We start from the raw sequence: 17,314 nt of genomic DNA on the forward strand, positions 1-17,314 counted from the left end.
CCAGGCTGCCGCACCGCCGTACCGCCGTACCGGTTACTGCGCCAGCGCGACCTGGACGATCTTGACGACGACCAGGATCATCGCGATCAGCAGGTACGTGCGCAGGGCGCCCATGCCGATCTTGCGGGCGGTGGACATGACCGGCTTGGCGAGGGTGTCCAGCGGGGGCATCCGCCAGTCGTCCCGGCCGGTGCGGTCGATCGGGTCCTCCTTGGTGGCGGTGCGGCGGCGGGTGAACGAGTACCCGGCGGCCAGCACCCCCGCGACGCCGCAGCCGGCCATGATGTCGAGGATCGTGCCGGCGGTGATGTCCGGGAAAAGGACGGAGGCGGTCAGGATGACGGAGAGCGTGACCAGGACGCCGACCACGGCGGCCGTGAACGCGTTGGTCTTGGGGCCGTTCACCCAGGGGCCGAGGACGTCCTTGTCGTTGCAGAGCAGCAGCAGGAAGACCGAGGCGGACGGCAGCAGCACGCCGGCCAGCGTCTGCACGCCCGTGGTGAGCAGACCGAGCGGCGAGCCGGGGATCAGGACGATGGTGGCGGCGAGCCCGACCAGGCCGGCGTAGACGGCGTAGAAGCCCTTGGCGCCGCCGACACCCCGGTGCAGCGAGTGCTTCATGCCGAAGACGTCGCCGATCGCGTACGCGGTGGAGAGCGAGACGGCGAACGCACCGATGATCGAGGCGTCCAGCAGGGCGATCGCGAAGAGCACCCCGGCGAGCTTGCCCGCGTGCGCGGCCAGACCGTTGGCGATGCCGGTGGTGTCGGTGAAGTTGCCGAAGCCGGCGGTGCCCGCGAACGCGGCGGCGGTCAGGCCCATCATGCAGGCGCCGCCGATGACGACCACGACGATGCCGATCGCCAGGTCGGCCTTCTCGTACTTCATGAAGCGCGGGGTGATCCGCTTGTCGATGACGTACGACTGCTGGAAGAACAGCTGCCAGGGGGCGACGGTGGTGCCGACGATGCCGATGATCAGCAGCATCACGGTGGACAGCCCTCCCGCCCCGCCCGGCATGTTCGGCACCACGAAGTCGTGGGCCATCTGCGAGGTCTTGGGGTGGGCCAGGAAGTAGACCGGCACCAGCAGCAGCGAGCCGACGCAGAGCGCCATCGCGATCCGCTCGAAGCGCTGGAACGAACCGGTGAACGCGGAGGCGACGATGACCACGGCGGCCAGCACCACCGAGGCGACCTTGGGCAGGCCCAGGTAACCGGCCGCGAGGGTGATCCCGATGAACTCGGTGACCAGCGTCAGCGCGTTCAGCAGGAACAGGTCGATGACGCTGAACGCGCCCCAGAACTTGCCGAAACGCTCCAGGATCAGCCGGGCGTGGCCGACGCCGGTGACGGCGCCCAGCCGCAGCACCATCTCCTGGTTGACGTACAGGACCGGGATCAGCAGGAGCAGGGTCCAGAGCAGGTGGGTGCCGTAGTTCTGGCCGGCCTGGCCGTAGGTGGCGAAGGCGCCGGCGTCGTTGTCGCCGACCATCACGATCAGGCCGGGGCCGATGATCGCGAGCAGCGTCTTGAGCTTGGCGGACAGTCCCTTGCGGGGCGCGGCGTCGTCCAGGCTGATGGTGCCGAACGCCCCCTTGATGTCGCCTACGTGGGCATCGTCCAGCACGGCGGCGCGCTGCGCCGGGATCGTGGCCTTGACGGCGGGCTTGACGGTGGTGGTGTCGGTCATGACGGGCCTCCCAGGACCCCCGGGCAGGGGGAGGTCGGTGGCGCGCGGCAGCAATCCTCCCTGCGAAACCGCGTGAGCGCGCACCACGGCACGACGACAGACCGGAACGGCATGCTGCCGTACGGGAACTGACGGTGCGTAAGGAAAGCGCGCGCAGAGGGGATGCGCAGGAAAGGTGGTTACCGCGTGCGGGTGGAGTACGAGGACAGGCGGGTGGGGGGCCGTTTGTGGCCCGGACTACTGCAGCTCGAATCCATGTCTCTCGCCTCCTCCCGGCCGGGGCGCACACCGAGGTGCGCCGTATCGACACGGCAAGGAGCGGACCGGCCCGCATGACCGGTACACCCCAACTCGTCAGAGCTTTGGCACTTCACGGCGTGATCCGACTCGCTCGCGAGCCGGAAGCCACTTGGGATCAACCCTTAGGTCGGGAAGATCTGTCCTGAACCTGGGCGTCTCTCGACGTCGTGGGGTCAGTGGCCTGTGTCCGTGAAGACGCCTCACCGAACGAGGTGCCTTATTTGAAACCTCACCCAGCGTAGCCTCCGACAGGGCTTACTCCAGCCATATTTACCCAACCTTGACCCAATCCGGATGGATTACGAGGTCAGGACCTGCACGGATGTGACGAAGTCGCATCTGGCGGGCCCCTGAGGCGGGCTGATACATGGCCGATAAGTGGTCGGTGGATGGATCGAGTACGAGCCGATAAGTACAAATGGCCCCGTACCGTACTCCAAGCCCCACCCCCTCCTCATATGATCGGAGCGACATGCGTCATCCTTGGTGATGCAGTCCTGAGGAGATGTACCGCCCACACCCAGCAGGAGGAAGCACGTGGACGACGTTCTGCGGCGTGCCGCGCTGTTCGCGGCTCTCGATGACGAGCAGGCCGGCGAGCTGCGAGCCTCCATGACCGAGGTGACCCTCGCCCGTGGCGAGTCGCTGTTCCATGAGGGCGACCCGGGCGACCGGCTGTACGTCGTCGCCGAAGGCAAGGTCAAGCTGCACCGGGCCTCGCCGGACGGGCGCGAGAACATGCTCGCGGTGCTCGGCCCGAGCGAGATGATCGGCGAGCTGTCGCTCTTCGACCCCGGCCCGCGTACCGCCACCGCGACCGCGCTGACCGAGGTCAAGCTGCTCGGTCTCGGCCACGGTGACCTGCAGCCCTGGCTGCACGCCCGCCCCGAGGTCTCGGTCGCACTGCTCCGGGCGATCGCCCGCCGCCTGCGCCGGACCAACGACGTCATGTCGGACCTGGTCTTCTCCGACGTCCCCGGCCGGGTCGCCAAGGCGCTGCTCGACCTCTCGCGGCGCTTCGGCGTGCAGTCCGAGGAGGGCATCCACGTCGCCCACGACCTGACGCAGGAGGAGCTGGCCCAGCTGGTCGGCGCCTCGCGCGAGACGGTCAACAAGGCGCTGGCCGACTTCGCGGGCCGTGGCTGGCTCAAGCTGGAGGCGCGCGCGGTGGTCCTGATGGACGTCGAGCGGCTCTCACGTCGTTCGCGCTGAGGTCACAGTGTTCGCGCTGAGGCCACGGCGTTCGCGCTGAGGCCTGTCGGCCGACGGCGCATCAGCAACAACAGGGGCGCGGGGCTCTCAGCCCCGCGCCCCTGTTGTGCTTGCTCTGAGTACTGGATGCGCTGTCCGACCGAACCGAGCCTAGATGAGCCCGTGGTCCTCCAGGTACCCGAGCTGGGCCCGTACCGAGAGCTCGGCGGCGGGCCAGAGGGCGCGGTCCACGTCGGCGTAGACCCGTGCGACCACCTCGGCCGGGGTCCGGAAGCCGGCCTCCACCGCCGTCTCCACCTGGGCCAGCCGGTTCGCCCGGTGCGCAAGGTAGTAGTCGACCGCGCCGAGCGCGTCGACCAGGACCGGGCCGTGGCCCGGCAGGATCGTCCGGACACCGCGCTCGGCCGCCATGGTGTGCAGGCGGCGCAGCGAGTCCAGGTAGTCGCCGAGCTTGCCGTCCGGGTACGCGACCATGGTCGTGCCGCGTCCGAGAACGGTGTCACCGGTCAGCACGGCGCCGTCGGCGGGCAGATGGAAGGTCAGCGAGTCGGCGGTGTGCCCGGGGGTGCCGACCACGCGCACCTCCAGGCCGCCGACATCCAGCACCTGACCGCCGCGCAGGCCCTCCGACCCGAGCCGGTGGGCCGGGTCCAGCGCCCGGACGCCCGTGCCGGTGAGTTCGGCGAAGCGGGCCGCGCCCTCGGCGTGGTCGGGGTGGCCGTGGGTGAGCAGGGTCAGCGCGATGCGCTTGCCGCGCTGCTCAGCGGCCTCGATCACCCGGTGCAGGTGGCCCTCGTCCAGCGGCCCCGGGTCGACCACGACGGCGAGGTCCGAGCCGGGCTCGGAGAGCAGCCAGGTGTTGGTGCCGTCGAGCGTCATCGCCGAGGGGTTGGGCGCCAGGACGCAGAACGCCCGGGGGGTGGCCTCGCCGCCGACGGAGGCGGCGGGGTCACCCGGCAGGAGACCGCTCACCGGCCGCCCTCGCAGAAACGAATCACCTTCCGGCCGCGCAGCGGGCGCTCGAGGGAGTGCACGGTCGGGTCCGGGAACGGTGCGGGTTCCAGGAGGCCGAGCGTCCGAGGCGTCAGGCTGCGGGCGGAGAGGCTGCGGGGAGCCAGGGCACGGGCGGGCATGGTGTGCGCCGTCCGGCGAGCCACGTCGTTGTGGTCCATCGGGCGAGGTTCCTTCCTTCAGGTGGCAGTGAGTGGCGGTAGGTGGCGGTTCTACGGGGTGCAACTGGGTGCGGCTGGGGCCGGAGTGGGACTGGGGTGGGACTACTGGGGGAAATTACCGTCGATTGTCAGCTCTTCATACCCCGACCATCGCACCGTCATCCGGTCACCGACCAGCTCGGCCCGCCCCAGGATCGGCTCGACCTTGCGGTCGGCCGCGACCGTGAGTGCCTCGGCGGCCGTCCGGATCCCGAGCAGCTCGCGCAGGACGGTGACGGTCGGCGGCAGCATCCCGTACCGGCCGTCCGCGTGCCCCTGGACGGCTTCGGCGGGCGAGAGCCAGGCCACCCGGTCCGCCTCGCCGACCTGCTGGGCCGCGTCCTGCCCGGCGGGCAGCACGGCGACGAAGAACCAGGTGTCGTACCGGCGCTCCTCGAACTCCGGGGTGACCCAGCGCGCCCAGCCGGCCAGCAGGTCGCTGCGGAGCAGCAGGCCGTGGCTGCGGAGGAAGTCGGCGAAGGAGAGCTCGTGCGCCTCCAGGGCGGCCCGCTCGGCGGTCCAGTCCCGGGGTTCGGCCATCGTGGTGGCGTCGGGCCCGGCCAGCAGCACGCCGGCCTCCTCGAAGGTCTCCCGAACGGCCGCGCAGACCACCGCCTGCGCCGTCCGGGCGTCCACCCCGAGGCGCTCCGCCCACTCGGCCGGGGACGGCCCCGCCCAACCCAGCTCCACCTCGGCGTCGCGCGGGTCGACCCCACCGCCCGGGTAGGCGTACATCCCGCCCGCGAACGCCATCGAGGTCCGGCGGCGCAGCAGGTACGCCTGCGGGCCGGCGGCACCGCCGGGCGCTCCGTCCCGCAGCAGCACCACGGTGGCGGACGGCTTCGGCACCAGCGGCGTCAACTCACCGGCCGCGACCGCACGGATCCGGGCGGGCCAGGACGGCGGCATCCCGAACTCGGGCACTCGCGCAGCTGATCGATGATCCATGCTCGGATGCTATGCACGCGAGGGCGGGGTTGGAAGAGTCCAACCCCGCCCAGTTGCGCACCGTTCTCAGGCCTCCGGGGTGACCCGGACCTGGATCTCGACCTCGACTGGAGCGTCCAGCGGCAGGACCGCGACGCCCACCGCGCTGCGGGCGTGCACGCCGGCCGCGCCGAGCGCCGCGCCGAGCAGCTCGCTCGCGCCGTTGATCACGCCGGGCTGCCCGGTGAAGTCGGGGGCGGAGGCGACGAAGCCGACCACCTTGACGACCTGCTCGATCCGGTCCAGGTCACCGATCACCGACTTCACGGCGGCCAGCGCGTTGAGCGCGCAGATCTGCGCGAGCGCCTTGGCCTCGTCCGGGGTGACCTCGGCGCCGACCTTGCCGGTGGTGGACAGCTTGCCCGCGACCATCGGCAGCTGGCCGGAGGTGAACACGAGGTCGCCCGAACGGACGGCCGGGACGTACGCGGCGACCGGCGCGGCCACCTGCGGGAGGGTCAGGCCGAGCTCGGCCAGCTTCTCCTCAACCTTGCTCATCAGCTCTTCTCCCGCTTGAGGTAGGCAACCAGCTGCTCGGGGTTGTTCGGCCCCGGGACGACCTGGACGAGCTCCCAGCCGTCCTCTCCCCAGGTGTCGAGGATCTGCTTGGTGGCATGCACGAGCAGCGGCACGGTGACGTATTCCCACTTGGTCATGGGGGTGACTCTAGACGAGGAGCAGGGCAGGGTTGCGCCGCGCCGACCGTGTCCGGCGGGACGGCCCGGGCCAGGGGGTGCGGACGTGAGCCGAGTGCGCGGCGGGTGCGAGGTGGGCGTGAGGTGAGTGTGAGGTGAGCCACAAAGCGGGCATGAATCAGCTCGTCCGCACCGGTGCTCCCGGCATCGGGGGCGGTCCGTGGTTACGCTCGCGGAGACGGCACCTCGCGGTGCAGGCCCTCTGAGACGGACGGAGACGGAGCGTGGCGAGCACCCCCGGCCCACCGGACCAGCACGACCCGGACTGGGAGGGCGTGCGGCTGCACGTCGTCACCGGCAAGGGCGGAACCGGCAAGACCAGCGTCGCCGCCGCGCTCGCGCTCGCACTGGCGGCGGACGGCGGCCGGACGCTGCTGATCGAGGTCGAGGGCCGACAGGGCATCGCCGAGCTGTTCGGCATCGCCGCGCTGCCGTACGAGGAGCGCAAGGTCGCGACCGTCTCCCGCGCCCAGCTGGGGTTGCCGGGGGGCAGCCGGGCCACCGGCGAGATCTTCGCCCTCGCGATCGACACCGAGCAGGCGCTGCTCGAGTACCTCGACATGTTCTACAAGCTCGGCCGCGCCGGGAAGGCACTGCAGAAGGTCGGCTTCGTCGACTTCGCGACCACCATCGCCCCCGGCGTCCGGGACGTCCTGCTGACCGGCAAGGCGTGCGAGGCGGCCCGCCGCAAGGGTCCGGACGGCAGGCGGGCGTACGACGCGATCGTGATGGACGCGCCGCCGACCGGGCGGATCACCAGGTTCCTGAACGTCAACTCCGAGGTCGCCGGGCTGGCCCGGTTCGGCCCGATCCACGGGCAGGCGCAGGCCGTGATGCGGGTGCTGAAGTCACCGGAGACGGCGGTGCACCTGGTCACCGTGCTGGAGGAGATGCCGGTGCAGGAGACCGTGGACGGCGTCGCCGACCTGTCCGAGGCCGGGCTTCCGGTGGGCGGGGTGTTGGTGAACATGGTCCGCCCGCCGCTGCTGGACGCGGCCGCCCTGGCGGCGGTGGACGGCGACCACCGCGAGGAGGTCGCCGTCGCGCTCGGCGCGGTGGGTCTCGGCGGGCGTTCCCGTACGGCGGCGACCGTACGGGCGGCCGTGGAGCCGCTGCTCGACCCCCTGCTGGACCAGGCCCGCGAGCACGCGGAGCGGGTCGAACTGGAGCGGGCGCAGCGAATCGACCTGCAGCAGCTGCGGCTGCCGACGTACGAACTCCCGCTGCTGGGCGAGGGCGTCGACCTCGCCGGGCTGTACCGGCTGGCGGGCGAACTCAAGCAGCAGGGGGCGGCATGAGTACCTCCACCACAACCTCCACCACCGGACAGCGCGGCCGCTCCGCCGCGCGTCCGGCCGGCCGGACGCCCGCCTCGTCGCTCGACGTGGACGCGCTGATCGACGATCCGAAGACCCGGATCGTGGTCTGCTGCGGCTCCGGCGGCGTCGGCAAGACCACCACCGCCGCCGCGATCGGGCTGCGGGCGGCCGAGCGCGGGCGGAAGGTGGTCGTGCTGACCATCGACCCGGCCCGGCGGCTCGCCCAGTCGATGGGGCTGACCGAGCTGGACAACACCCCACGGATCGTCAAGGGCGTCTCCGGGCCCGGCGAGCTGCAGGCCATGATGCTCGACATGAAGCGGACCTTCGACGAGGTCGTGCTCGCCCACACCGACCCGGAGCGGGCCAAGGCGATCATGGAGAACCCGTTCTACCAGTCCCTGTCGGCCGGCTTCGCGGGCACGCAGGAGTACATGGCGATGGAGAAGCTCGGCCAGCTGCGCGCGGCCGACCGGTGGGACCTGATCGTGGTGGACACGCCGCCGTCCCGCTCGGCGCTGGACTTCCTGGACGCGCCGAACCGGCTCGGCTCCTTCCTGGACGGGAAGCTGATCCGGATGCTCACCGCACCGGCCAAGGTCGGCGGGCGCAGCGCGATGAAGTTCCTCAACGTCGGCGTAGGGCTGCTGACCGGCACGCTCGGCAAGATCTTCGGCGCCCAGCTGCTGACGGACATTCAGACCTTCGTCGGCGCGATGGACTCGATGTTCGGCGGCTTCCGCGAGCGCGCCGACCGTACGTACCAGCTGCTCAAGGCACCCGGTACGGCCTTCCTGGTGGTGGCCGCGCCCGAGCGGGACGCGCTGCGCGAGGCCGCGTACTTCGTGGACCGGCTGGCGGCCGACACCATGCCGCTGGCCGGGCTGGTGCTCAACCGGGTGCACAGCACCGGCGCCCCGCAGCTGACGGCGGAGCGGGCCCAGGCGGCGGCCGAGGCACTGGAGGAGAACGGGTCGCAGAACGGGTCCACGGCCGGGTCGCCGAGCGGGACGCAGGGCGACGCATCGAACGCATCGCCGACCGCCCCACCGAATGCCTCGCCGAATGCCTCGGTGGCGGCCTCGGTGGCGGCCGAGACGCTGGCCGCCGGGCTGCTGCGGTTGCACGCCGAGCGGATGCAGATCATGGACCGGGAGCGACGCACCCGGGACCGGTTCGTCTCGGTGTATCCGGACGTGCCCATCGTCGAGGTCGGCGCCCTCGCGGGCGATGTGCACGACCTGGAGGGCCTGCGCGAGATCGGAGAACGCCTCGGCGGCCGACGCTGACGACCGGCCCCCGTAACCGGCCGGTCGGTCCAGGTTTCGAGCGGACGTCAGGTCAGCCCCCCAGCCCCTGACGTCCCTTGCTACGGGCGCTGTCAGCCCGCCTGCGCGTAGTCGGTGAGGATGATGCCCGTCGCGAGCGACTCCTCGTACTCCGTGCGCGCTGTCTCCAGCAACCTCCGCCACGACATCACCGTCGGACGGCGTCGCAGCAGCGCACGCCGCTCGCGCTCGGTCATCCCGCCCCACACCCCGAACTCGACCCGGTTGTCCAGGGCGTCGGCCAGGCACTCGGTGCGTACCGGGCACCCACTGCACACCGCCTTGGCGCGGTTCTGCGCCGCCCCCTGAACAAACAGTTCGTCCGGATCACTAGTGCGGCAGGCAGCCTGCGCACTCCAGTCGTCTACCCAGCCCATGCCGGCGCCGTCCTCTCCCGAATCGAGGCTCCCCCACGGCGGCAACGGCATATTCACCGTTGCCAGTTGAGGACGTTACGGAAGAACCACAGCGAGCAACAGCCCCGCCGTGCCCAATCTCGAATGACCCGATCGGACTATGGGTACCTGGCACCTCACTCGTTGGAGTGATCGCAGGTCGCGGGCCTTGCCAGGCCCCGCCAGGGCTCTATCGTCACGCTCTGCCATGGGAACAGCGGCGGCAAGGGCCGCCAAACCCCCCGAACCACTTCAATTCGGGCAAACCTCATCACCCACAAGAGTGATGAAAATGTACGGAGTGCAGCTGTCGCACTCTTGTGACAAGCGTAGGCGAACACCTGCCCCCATGTGCGGGATTCATCGACGTAGTCTTCTCCCCATGGCACCTCATCGACCCGCGGGATCACCGCTCGACAAGGCCGGGCTCGGAGTCAGGTTTCTGGGCATCAGCGTGCTCTCCGGGATCCTGGTGGCCGGCATGGCGCTGCCCGCCGTAGGCGCGCTCGGCCTGACCGTCAAGAGCGGCGCGGACAGCCTGGGCAGCATCCCGGACGACTTCAAGACCCCGCCCCTCTCCCAGGCCTCGTACATCTACGACGCCAAGGGCGGGCTGATCGCCAAGGTCTTCGACCGGGACCGCACCATTCTGACCAAGGACCAGATGGCGCCCATCATGCGCCAGGCCCAGGTCGACATCGAGGACAACCGCTTCTTCCAGCACGGCGCCGTCGACATCAAGGGCGTGCTCCGCGCGGTCGGCAAGAACGCCTCGTCCGGCGCGGCCAGCCAGGGCGCCTCCACGCTGACGCAGCAGTACGTGAAGAACGTCAACATCGAGAAGGCCGGCGAGGACCAGGCCGCCTTCCAGGAAGCCACCAAGAAGAGCCTGGGCCGCAAGATCCAGGAGCTGAAGTACGCCATCAAGTTGGAACAGGATCTGACCAAGGACGAGATCCTCACCAACTACCTGAACATCACCTACTACGACCACCAGGCGTACGGCGTCGAGGCGGCGGCCGGGCGCTACTTCAACAAGAGCGCCAAGGATCTGACGATCCCCGAGGCCGCGATGCTGGCGGGCATGGTCCAGAACCCGTCGGCGTACGACCCGATACTGCACCCGAAGGCCGCGCAGACCCGCCGCGACACGGTGATCAACAAGCTGCTCGAGTACAAGCACATCACCCCGCAGCAGGCGAAGGACGCGCTGGCCAGTCCGCTGGGCATCACGTACAAGGAGCCGCTGAACGGCTGCATCACCGCGCAGGCCGGGATGGGCTTCTTCTGCGACTACGTCCGGCACGTGGTGAAGAACGACCCGGTCTTCGGCAAGAGCGCGGCCGACCGGCAGCAGCTTTGGAGCCAGGGCGGCCTGAAGATCTACACGACCATAGACCCGGACAAGCAGGCCGCGGCCTACAAGGCCGTCACGACCAAGGTGTACCCGACCGACGACGTGTCGGCCGCGATGACCATGGTCAAGCCGGGTACCGGCGAGATCCTGGCGATGGCCCAGACCCGGCAGTACGGCCTGGACGCCAAGCAGCACCAGACCGTCCTCAACCTGAACGTCGACGCGGCCATGGGCGGCGGCAACGGCTTCGCCCCCGGCTCGACCTTCAAGCCGATCCTGGCGGCGGCCGCGCTGGAGTCGGGCACCCCGATCACCCAGCAGTTCCCCTCGCCGCACGACATGGACTACCCGAAGATGTCCACCTGCAACGGCACCTGGAACGAGAAGGGCGTCCCGGTCCAGAACGAGAGCGCGAGCGAGGTCGGCCCGTTCTCGATGAACCAGGCGATGGCCAAGTCGGTCAACACCTACTTCGTGCAGTTGGAGCAGCAGGTCGGTCTCTGCCCGATGAAGCAGATGATCAACAAGGTCGGCATCAAGAACCTGGCCAACGGCCTGCCGGTGCTGGAGGCCCCGTCCATGGTCCTCGGCACCGAGGAGGTCAGCCCGCTGATGATGGCGAGCGTCTACGCCACCTTCGGCGCGCGCGGCCTGCACTGCGACCCGATCGCGATCAGCTCGGTGGTCGACGCGACGAACAAGAAGCTGACCGTCCCGCAGGCCAACTGCGCCCAGGCGATGTCGCAGAGCACCGCCGACGGCGTCAACACCCTGCTCAAGACGGTGACGGAGAAGGGCACCGCGGCCAACATCAAGATCGACGACGGCCGCCCGTTCGCCGGTAAGACCGGTACCACCGACAACCGCTACGCGGCCTGGTTCGACGGTTACACCCCCGACCTCGCGACCGCCGTCTGGCTGGGCGGCCCGACCGGCAACGTCTCGATGCGCGACATCAGCATCGGCGGCAGCTACCGCACCCAGGTGTACGGCGCCGACGGCCCCGGCCCGATCTGGCAGATGGCCATGAACGACGTGCTCCTGGGCACGCCGATCACCCAGTTCCAGCTGGTCCAGATCCCGGACGCGACGGCGACCCCCGACCCGAACGCCGGCTCCACCCCGACCGGCGCCGCCAGCCCGCCCGCGACCGACACCACCAACGGTGGCGGCGGCGCGACCAACGCGGGCGGCGGCCTGATCGGCGGCGGCTTCTCCTTCCCGCCGGGCACCCTCAACGGCGGAAACGGCATCGGCGGCGGCCCCGGCGGCGGACCCGCTGGCGGCATCCCCACCGGCAAGCCGACCAAGCCGGGACACCACTGACGGCTGCTCGGCCCTTGGGGCGCGTACGGCGGAGGGCACCGACTCACGTAGCGAGTCGGTGCCCTCCGCCGTACCTCTCTATATACCGGTGACGTCGGCGCCTCAGCCGGTCCGGTGCCTCAGTTGGTCAGCGCCTCAGCCGGTCAGCGCAGCCTTCACTGCGGCGGCGACCCGGCCGCCCTCGGCCAGACCGTCGACCTTCGGCTTCACCAGCTTCATCACCGCGCCCATGCCCTGCGGACCGGTCGCCCCGCTCGCCGCAACGGCCTCGGCCACGATCGCGGTCAGCTCCTCGTCACTGAGCTGCTTGGGCAGGTACTCGGCCAGCACCTCGCCCTCGGCCCGCTCCAGCGCGGCGGACTCCGTACGGCCGGCGTCCGCGAACGCGGTGGCGGCCTCGCGGCGCTTCTTCGCCTCCTTGGCGATCACCTTGAGCACCTCGTCGTCCGAGAGCTCGCGCTTCACCTTGCCGGCCACCTCCTCGCTGGTGACGGCGGACAGCGTCAGCCGGATGGTGGACGAGCGCAGCTCGTCCCGGGACCTGATCGCAGCCGTGAGGTCCTCCTGCAGCTGCTCCTTGAGCGTTGTCATAGGCCGATCCTCGCACCTGAGCTGCCCGAACGCCGCCCAATATCGCCCTCGGCGCACTGATCGGCCGTCAGTCGCGGGGCGGACGGCCCGGGGGCAGGCCGGGACCGAACCGGCGTGCACCGTCCCAGCCGTCGTCTGCGACCATGGACCGATGCGACCGCTGTACTCCGTCCCCCTCGGAATCGCCGCCACCGGCGCCGCCTGCCTCGCCTACTCCGCCGGATACGAGGTCCGCTCGTTCCGGCTACGGCGGGTCGAGGTCCCGATCCTGCCGCCGGGTGCCCGTCCGATCCGGGTCCTGCAGGTGTCCGACATCCACATGGTCGACGGGCAGGGCAAGAAGCAGCGCTGGCTGCAGAGCCTCGCCGGGCTCCGCCCCGACCTGGTGGTGAACACCGGCGACAACCTCTCCGACCCGCTCGGCGTACCGGCCACCCTGGACGCGCTCGGGCCGCTGCTGGAGTTCCCCGGCGTGTACGTCTTCGGCTCGAACGACTACTACGGGCCCGCCCGCAAGAACCCGGCCCGCTACCTGCAGGCCCTGAAGACCGGCGTCCACGGCATGAACAACCCGGACGGCTCCGGACGACGCGGCATCACGGGCGCCGTCCACAACCCGTGGGAGAAGCTCCGGGACGGCTTCGACGCGGCGGGCTGGCTGGACCTCACCAACTCCCGAGGCCGCCTCACCCTGGCCGGCCTGGACGTCGAGTTCACCGGCCTGGACGACCCGCACATCCGCCGCGACCGCTACACCGAGGTCGCCGGCGGCCCGTCCGCCGACGCCGACCTCTCCCTCGCCGTGGTGCACGCCCCGTACCTGCGCGTCCTGGACGCCTTCGCCGCCGACCGCTACCCGCTGATCCTCGCCGGCCACACCCACGGCGGCCAGCTCTGCATCCCCTTCTACGGCGCCCTCGTCACCAACTGCGACCTGGACACCAAGCGGGTGAAGGGCCTCTCCGACCACCGCGCCGGCGGGCACCGCTCCTACCTGCACGTCTCGGCCGGCTGCGGCACCAACCGCTACACCCCGATCCGCTTCGCCTGCCCCCCGGAAGCCACCCTGCTGACCCTCACCCCCCGCCCCTGAGCCCCTGCTCAGCGCCCACGGAATCGGATTTCGTCTCTCGGCACCTGTCCGGTAGAGTTCTACTCGTTGCACCGGACAACGGAGCGACAAACGCAGGACCGGGGTGTGGCGCAGCTTGGTAGCGCGCTTCGTTCGGGACGAAGAGGCCGTGGGTTCAAATCCCGCCACCCCGACCCAGGTCAGAGGCCCTATCGGAGAGATCCGATAGGGCCTCTGACGTATGTGCCAGCACGAAAGTACAGCAACCTCAACCTCCCGCAGCGACCGCCAGCAGTCGGGTCGACCGAGGGCCCGCGCCTCACACGCGATCAGATCGCTGGCTCTTCTGGTCGGCCCCCTCGCTATGGCTCGGCGAATGTGCTGACATGCCGTCATGGAAAATCAAGACGACAAGCAGCCCCCGGCCAAGCGCCCTCGGCTCCGGCGCCACTCGCCGCCCTACAACGCGGCTCTGGACGCCATGGTCGAGGTGCTCAAGCGCTGGGCTGTCGAGGGCCGGGCCGACTGCTACAGCGAACTGAGCGCCGACCTGGAAATCGAGGGACACCGGGTCTACCACCACTCGACCGCAATGAGCTTCCTCCTCGAGGATGCCTGCCTTCGAGAACACCGCGAGGCCTCCCCCGTGATGCTCACGGCCATCGTGGTCAACAAGCAGCGCGGGAAGCCCTCCGGGCAGTTCTTCGAACTCGCCAACGGCGATCCCTTCTACCGTGGCACCGATACCGCTTGGTCGTGGGAAGTGGAGCGCGATCGAGTCTTCGCCTACTACCGGGCGAGGTGAGACGCTCTACCGGCCTGTCCAGGGTGGGACGGTGACGGCCATACTCTCCACCATGACACTGACGCGCCAGGCACTTCTCGTGCGGGGCTTCAGCGGGTTCGTGCCTTTCTCCGATGTCCCAGGCGCCGAGATTCCGTCGACCGGCGGGATCTACGTCGTGGTCCGCACACCTGGTCCGGCCCCGGCCTTCCTGGCGACCAGCACGGCCGGATGGCGCAAGCAGCGTGATCCAGCGGTGAACGTGGAGAGCCTCGCGGGGAAGTGGGTGGACGGCGCCGAGATCGTCTACATCGGCAAGGCCGACACGGGTGCGGCCGGCGGCCACGGCCTTCGTGGCCGGCTCGCGCAGTACGCCCGCCATGGCCTCGGTGGTACCAGTCACCATGGTGGCCGCTACATCTGGCAGTTGAAGGCCCACGCCACCCTCCTGGTCGGATGGCAGTGCAGTGCGCAACCACGCAACGCAGAGAAGGCTCTGCTCGCCGAGTTCGAAGCACTGTACGGCGCGCTGCCATTCGCCAATCTGAAGCACTGACGACGCGTCCAGCCCCAGCAAGCCAACTGGCGGGGGTCCAGCCAGATCGCACCGGCTGGACCCCCGCCCAGGTTGATCATCTACGGCTCAAGCGCCTACATGAGACCTCCCCGCCCCTCGTCGGCGGCAGAGGGCCGAGAGACTCCGTCTTCGCCTGATACCTGGTTGGGTCGGCTGCTGTCGAGAGATGCGCCGAGCTTCCGAAGTGCGTTGCGAGTCTGCTCGGAAGGGACCTGGGTATAGATCTCCATGGTCACCGCGAACTGCGAGTGCCGCAGGATCTGCATCGCCACACGGGGGTGGACGTCCAGGGCCGCCAGCAGCGTGCCGCAGGTCTTGCGGGTGTCATGAACGCGAATCAACCGCACGCCGGCCTGCTCGCAGCGGAACTCGAAGCGCCGGTTGAAGTTGCGCGGCTCGACCGGCGTCCCGTACTTCGTGGTGAAGACGAGGTCGGACTCCGTCCACAGCTCGCGGGCGGCGAGCTTGTGGGCGTCGCGGCTCTTCTGACGCAGCAGCAGCGCGGCCAGGGAGACGTCCGGCAGCGGGAGCAACGACTCCGAGGCATCGGTCTTGACCTCGGAGTGCAGCAGCCGACGCCGCACACGCTGAAGCTGCTGCTGGATGAGGACCTCGCCCCGGTCCAGCATGACGTCCGACCAGCGCAGCCCAAGTACCTCGCCCTTGCGCAGGCCGAGGACCAGGATCATCACGTAGGCCCCGTACAGGGGGTCACGGTCAGCACGCGCCGATTCGAGGAACCGGCTCGCCTCGTCGACCGACCACGGGATGACCTTGCGGGGGCGGGGCTTGGCCATCCTCACGAGCTGGGCGACGTTGCGGGAGATCATCTCCTCACTGATCGCGTAGGTGAGCGCGCTGCGGAGCACGGTACGGGCGTCGGCGACGGATCGCTTGGACAGGTACTGGCGGCAGCACTTGCTGATCGCGCAGCATCGGCGTCGCTCCTCCGGGCGGCGCTCGTCCTTGCCCTGTGCACAGCACTGGCAGGTGGCGGCGAGCTTGTTGAGCCACTCGCGCACGTCGCGCACGTTGAGCTTGTCGACCCGCTTGGCGCCGAGGAACGGACCTATGTAGAGGCGAACGGCCGTTTCGTAGGTCGCGGCGGTGAGCGGCTTGAGGTTGACCTCCACCTCCTCCTTCAGCCAGAAGGCGAGGTACTGCTCCAGCGTCGGGGTGCTGGTAGCCACTGGGCCGGCCTTTGCCGCGTTGTGGAGCTTGAGCCACTTGTCGTGGACCTCAGTGCGGGTCTTGCCGTAGACGTACTTGCGGTCGCGCTTGCCGGTGGGCGTGGTCACCCAGGCGTACGCCGCGAAGCCGTTGCGGTAAGGGTAGATGGACCCTTCACCGTTGCCGCGCTTGCCGCTCATGCCGCCACCTCCTCGGCGGTGGCGACGACGCGGGTCACGTACTCGTCGACCCAGAGCGGCAGGATGCGGCGGTTGCGGCCGATGACCACGGAGCGGATCTGCCCGGAGAGGACGAGCATCTTCGTCTTGGACAGGCCGAAGCCGAGCATGTCGGCGACCTCAGCCGTCGTGTGCCACTTCCGCTGTATCGCGGTTGCAGACATGGGTGTCCTATCCCGACGGCGCTTTCGGCTACGCGCCGCCGTTGTCGATGTTCCAGGGATGGGCGATTAGGTCGTGCGGGTCCGCGTGTCGACCCCCGGCGTTCGTAGCGCCGAGGGGCTGCGGAGGGCGTGGCTGGTAAAGGGGTTCACGGGCTGGCGAAGCCTGCGGTCGAACCGGCGGGACGGGACGTTAGCCGCAGATTCCGGCCGCACCAAACCGTCGGATACCCGGCATGATGCTGGTCATCATCGGATCGGCGGCAGGAACTGACGTGCGGGACCAGCGGCGTACAGGAGGTGCTCTCGGGTGCCCAGGGCACACCTTCGGATGCTCTGGCTACGCCTCCGTTTCCTGGCCACCGAGACCCTCCGCGCCGGAGGAACCGGGCGGGAAGTTCGGCGAGCGGTAGTCGTCACCGGCCGCGTCCGCCACGACCCGGGTGATCATCGCTCTGATGAGCTCTTCGAGGTTCGGGTGGGCACGGCCGTAGGAGTCGAGCGCCTCGCGGGCACGGTCCATCTCCTTGCGGGCGTCGACCGACTTCTGCCAGCTCTCGGCGAAGTTCGCCAGCAGCCGCTTCACGTGGGTGTTCGCGGCGATCTCGGGTGGTCCGACCAGGTTGTCCAGGGAGATGTCGAAGACCTTGGCGAATCCGATGGCCTCGTCCAGGTTGACCCTGCGACGTGGTTCGCCGCTCTCGATGCGCCACACCGCCGACTGGTTGAGCGGGTAGCCGGCCTCGGTCAGGCGCTCGGCGAGCGTGGCCGTACTCCACCCGCGCGCCTCGCGCTCCATCTTGATGCGCCGCGCGACGTTCTCCTCCCCCTCCAGCCGTTGTCGCCGGTCCTCGTCAGCCATGGTCAACCCTCCATGCATCGTCATTAAGCCCATTTG

At 69.7% G+C, this 17,314-nt stretch carries 18 protein-coding genes, 1 tRNA gene and 1 riboswitch; of the genes, 8 read left to right on the top strand and 11 right to left on the bottom strand.

The genetic code is table 11. The features are described 5' to 3' along the window. Positions 1–33 precede the first annotated feature (33 nt). On the bottom strand, positions 34–1,692 hold the full coding sequence (locus P3T29_RS23335) for a divalent metal cation transporter (protein ID WP_280718542.1): 1,659 nt from the start codon (positions 1,690–1,692) through the stop codon (positions 34–36). 338 nt (positions 1,693–2,030) lie between these two features. Beyond that, positions 2,031–2,211, bottom strand: a riboswitch (M-box (ykoK) riboswitch). Positions 2,212–2,529: 318 nt separating this feature from the next. On the opposite strand from P3T29_RS23335, the gene P3T29_RS23340 reads away from it, so the two are divergent. Beyond that, on the top strand, positions 2,530–3,204 hold the full coding sequence (locus P3T29_RS23340) for a Crp/Fnr family transcriptional regulator (protein WP_280718543.1): 675 nt from the start codon (positions 2,530–2,532) through the stop codon (positions 3,202–3,204). A gap of 150 nt (positions 3,205–3,354) precedes the next feature. Here the strand turns inward: P3T29_RS23340 and P3T29_RS23345 are convergent, their stop codons facing one another. The 5 genes from P3T29_RS23345 to P3T29_RS23365 all read right to left on the bottom strand — a co-directional run bounded on the left by P3T29_RS23345 (position 3,355) and on the right by P3T29_RS23365 (position 6,058). Next, positions 3,355–4,176: an MBL fold metallo-hydrolase gene (locus P3T29_RS23345; protein ID WP_280718544.1), complete on the bottom strand. Its 822-nt coding sequence runs from the start codon at positions 4,174–4,176 to the stop codon at positions 3,355–3,357. Then, complete coding sequence (locus P3T29_RS23350; RefSeq protein WP_280718545.1) at positions 4,173–4,376, bottom strand: hypothetical protein; 204 nt, start codon at positions 4,374–4,376, stop codon at positions 4,173–4,175. Before P3T29_RS23350 ends, P3T29_RS23345 begins: the two co-directional genes overlap by 4 nt. A 102-nt stretch (positions 4,377–4,478) precedes the next feature. After that, positions 4,479–5,363 carry an NUDIX hydrolase gene (locus P3T29_RS23355; RefSeq protein ID WP_280718546.1) on the bottom strand — a complete coding sequence of 295 codons (885 nt, stop codon included), beginning with the start codon at positions 5,361–5,363 and terminating at the stop codon, positions 4,479–4,481. Positions 5,364–5,429: 66 nt separating this feature from the next. Beyond that, the gene (locus tag P3T29_RS23360; protein ID WP_280718547.1) at positions 5,430–5,900 is read right to left on the bottom strand and encodes a RidA family protein; all 471 of its coding nucleotides are present in this window, start codon (positions 5,898–5,900) and stop codon (positions 5,430–5,432) included. Then, positions 5,900–6,058, bottom strand: a complete 159-nt coding sequence (locus P3T29_RS23365) for a DUF4177 domain-containing protein (RefSeq protein ID WP_095874066.1) — start codon at positions 6,056–6,058, stop codon at positions 5,900–5,902. The genes P3T29_RS23360 and P3T29_RS23365 overlap by 1 nt, the downstream gene beginning before the upstream one ends. Positions 6,059–6,321: 263 nt before the next feature. On the opposite strand from P3T29_RS23365, the gene P3T29_RS23370 reads away from it, so the two are divergent. Continuing rightward, a complete protein-coding gene (locus P3T29_RS23370; RefSeq protein ID WP_280718549.1) occupies positions 6,322–7,395 on the top strand; it encodes an ArsA-related P-loop ATPase in 1,074 nt (357 codons plus the stop codon). Then, positions 7,392–8,705, top strand: coding sequence for an ArsA family ATPase (locus P3T29_RS23375; RefSeq protein ID WP_280718550.1), 1,314 nt, complete (start codon positions 7,392–7,394; stop codon positions 8,703–8,705). The genes P3T29_RS23370 and P3T29_RS23375 overlap by 4 nt, the downstream gene beginning before the upstream one ends. 92 nt (positions 8,706–8,797) lie before the next feature. Here P3T29_RS23375 and P3T29_RS23380 read toward each other — a convergent pair whose 3' ends face one another. Beyond that, positions 8,798–9,121, bottom strand: coding sequence for a WhiB family transcriptional regulator (locus P3T29_RS23380; RefSeq protein WP_280718551.1), 324 nt, complete (start codon positions 9,119–9,121; stop codon positions 8,798–8,800). Positions 9,122–9,521: 400 nt separating this feature from the next. Between P3T29_RS23380 and P3T29_RS23385 the strand changes: the two genes are divergently transcribed. After that, on the top strand, positions 9,522–11,822 hold the full coding sequence (locus P3T29_RS23385; protein WP_280718552.1) for a transglycosylase domain-containing protein: 2,301 nt from the start codon (positions 9,522–9,524) through the stop codon (positions 11,820–11,822). A gap of 135 nt (positions 11,823–11,957) precedes the next feature. On the opposite strand, the gene P3T29_RS23390 is transcribed toward P3T29_RS23385, so the two are convergent. After that, on the bottom strand, positions 11,958–12,413 hold the full coding sequence (locus tag P3T29_RS23390) for a GatB/YqeY domain-containing protein (RefSeq protein ID WP_280718553.1): 456 nt from the start codon (positions 12,411–12,413) through the stop codon (positions 11,958–11,960). A gap of 151 nt (positions 12,414–12,564) precedes the next feature. Here P3T29_RS23390 and P3T29_RS23395 point away from each other — a divergent pair, with 151 nt between their 5' ends. The 4 genes from P3T29_RS23395 (at position 12,565) to P3T29_RS23410 (ending at position 14,825) form a co-directional block, all read left to right on the top strand. Further along, the gene (locus tag P3T29_RS23395) at positions 12,565–13,506 is read left to right on the top strand and encodes a metallophosphoesterase (protein ID WP_280718554.1); all 942 of its coding nucleotides are present in this window, start codon (positions 12,565–12,567) and stop codon (positions 13,504–13,506) included. A gap of 99 nt (positions 13,507–13,605) precedes the next feature. Then, positions 13,606–13,679: transfer RNA gene (locus P3T29_RS23400), tRNA-Pro, on the top strand. Positions 13,680–13,879: 200 nt separating this feature from the next. Continuing rightward, a complete protein-coding gene (locus P3T29_RS23405; RefSeq protein WP_280718555.1) occupies positions 13,880–14,290 on the top strand; it encodes a hypothetical protein in 411 nt (136 codons plus the stop codon). A gap of 52 nt (positions 14,291–14,342) precedes the next feature. Continuing rightward, a complete protein-coding gene (locus P3T29_RS23410) occupies positions 14,343–14,825 on the top strand; it encodes a hypothetical protein (protein ID WP_280718556.1) in 483 nt (160 codons plus the stop codon). A gap of 95 nt (positions 14,826–14,920) precedes the next feature. Here the strand turns inward: P3T29_RS23410 and P3T29_RS23415 are convergent, their stop codons facing one another. From P3T29_RS23415 to P3T29_RS23425, 3 genes are all read right to left on the bottom strand, one after another. Next, complete coding sequence (locus tag P3T29_RS23415) at positions 14,921–16,216, bottom strand: site-specific integrase (protein WP_280718557.1); 1,296 nt, start codon at positions 16,214–16,216, stop codon at positions 14,921–14,923. Continuing rightward, positions 16,213–16,419, bottom strand: coding sequence for an excisionase family DNA-binding protein (locus P3T29_RS23420; RefSeq protein WP_280718558.1), 207 nt, complete (start codon positions 16,417–16,419; stop codon positions 16,213–16,215). Before P3T29_RS23420 ends, P3T29_RS23415 begins: the two co-directional genes overlap by 4 nt. 337 nt (positions 16,420–16,756) lie before the next feature. Continuing rightward, a complete protein-coding gene (locus P3T29_RS23425) occupies positions 16,757–17,278 on the bottom strand; it encodes a helix-turn-helix transcriptional regulator (protein WP_280718559.1) in 522 nt (173 codons plus the stop codon). Positions 17,279–17,314: the final 36 nt, after the last annotated feature.

The sequence above is a fragment of the Kitasatospora sp. MAP5-34 genome (genome assembly GCF_029894335.1).
Lineage (GTDB): Bacteria > Actinomycetota > Actinomycetes > Streptomycetales > Streptomycetaceae > Kitasatospora.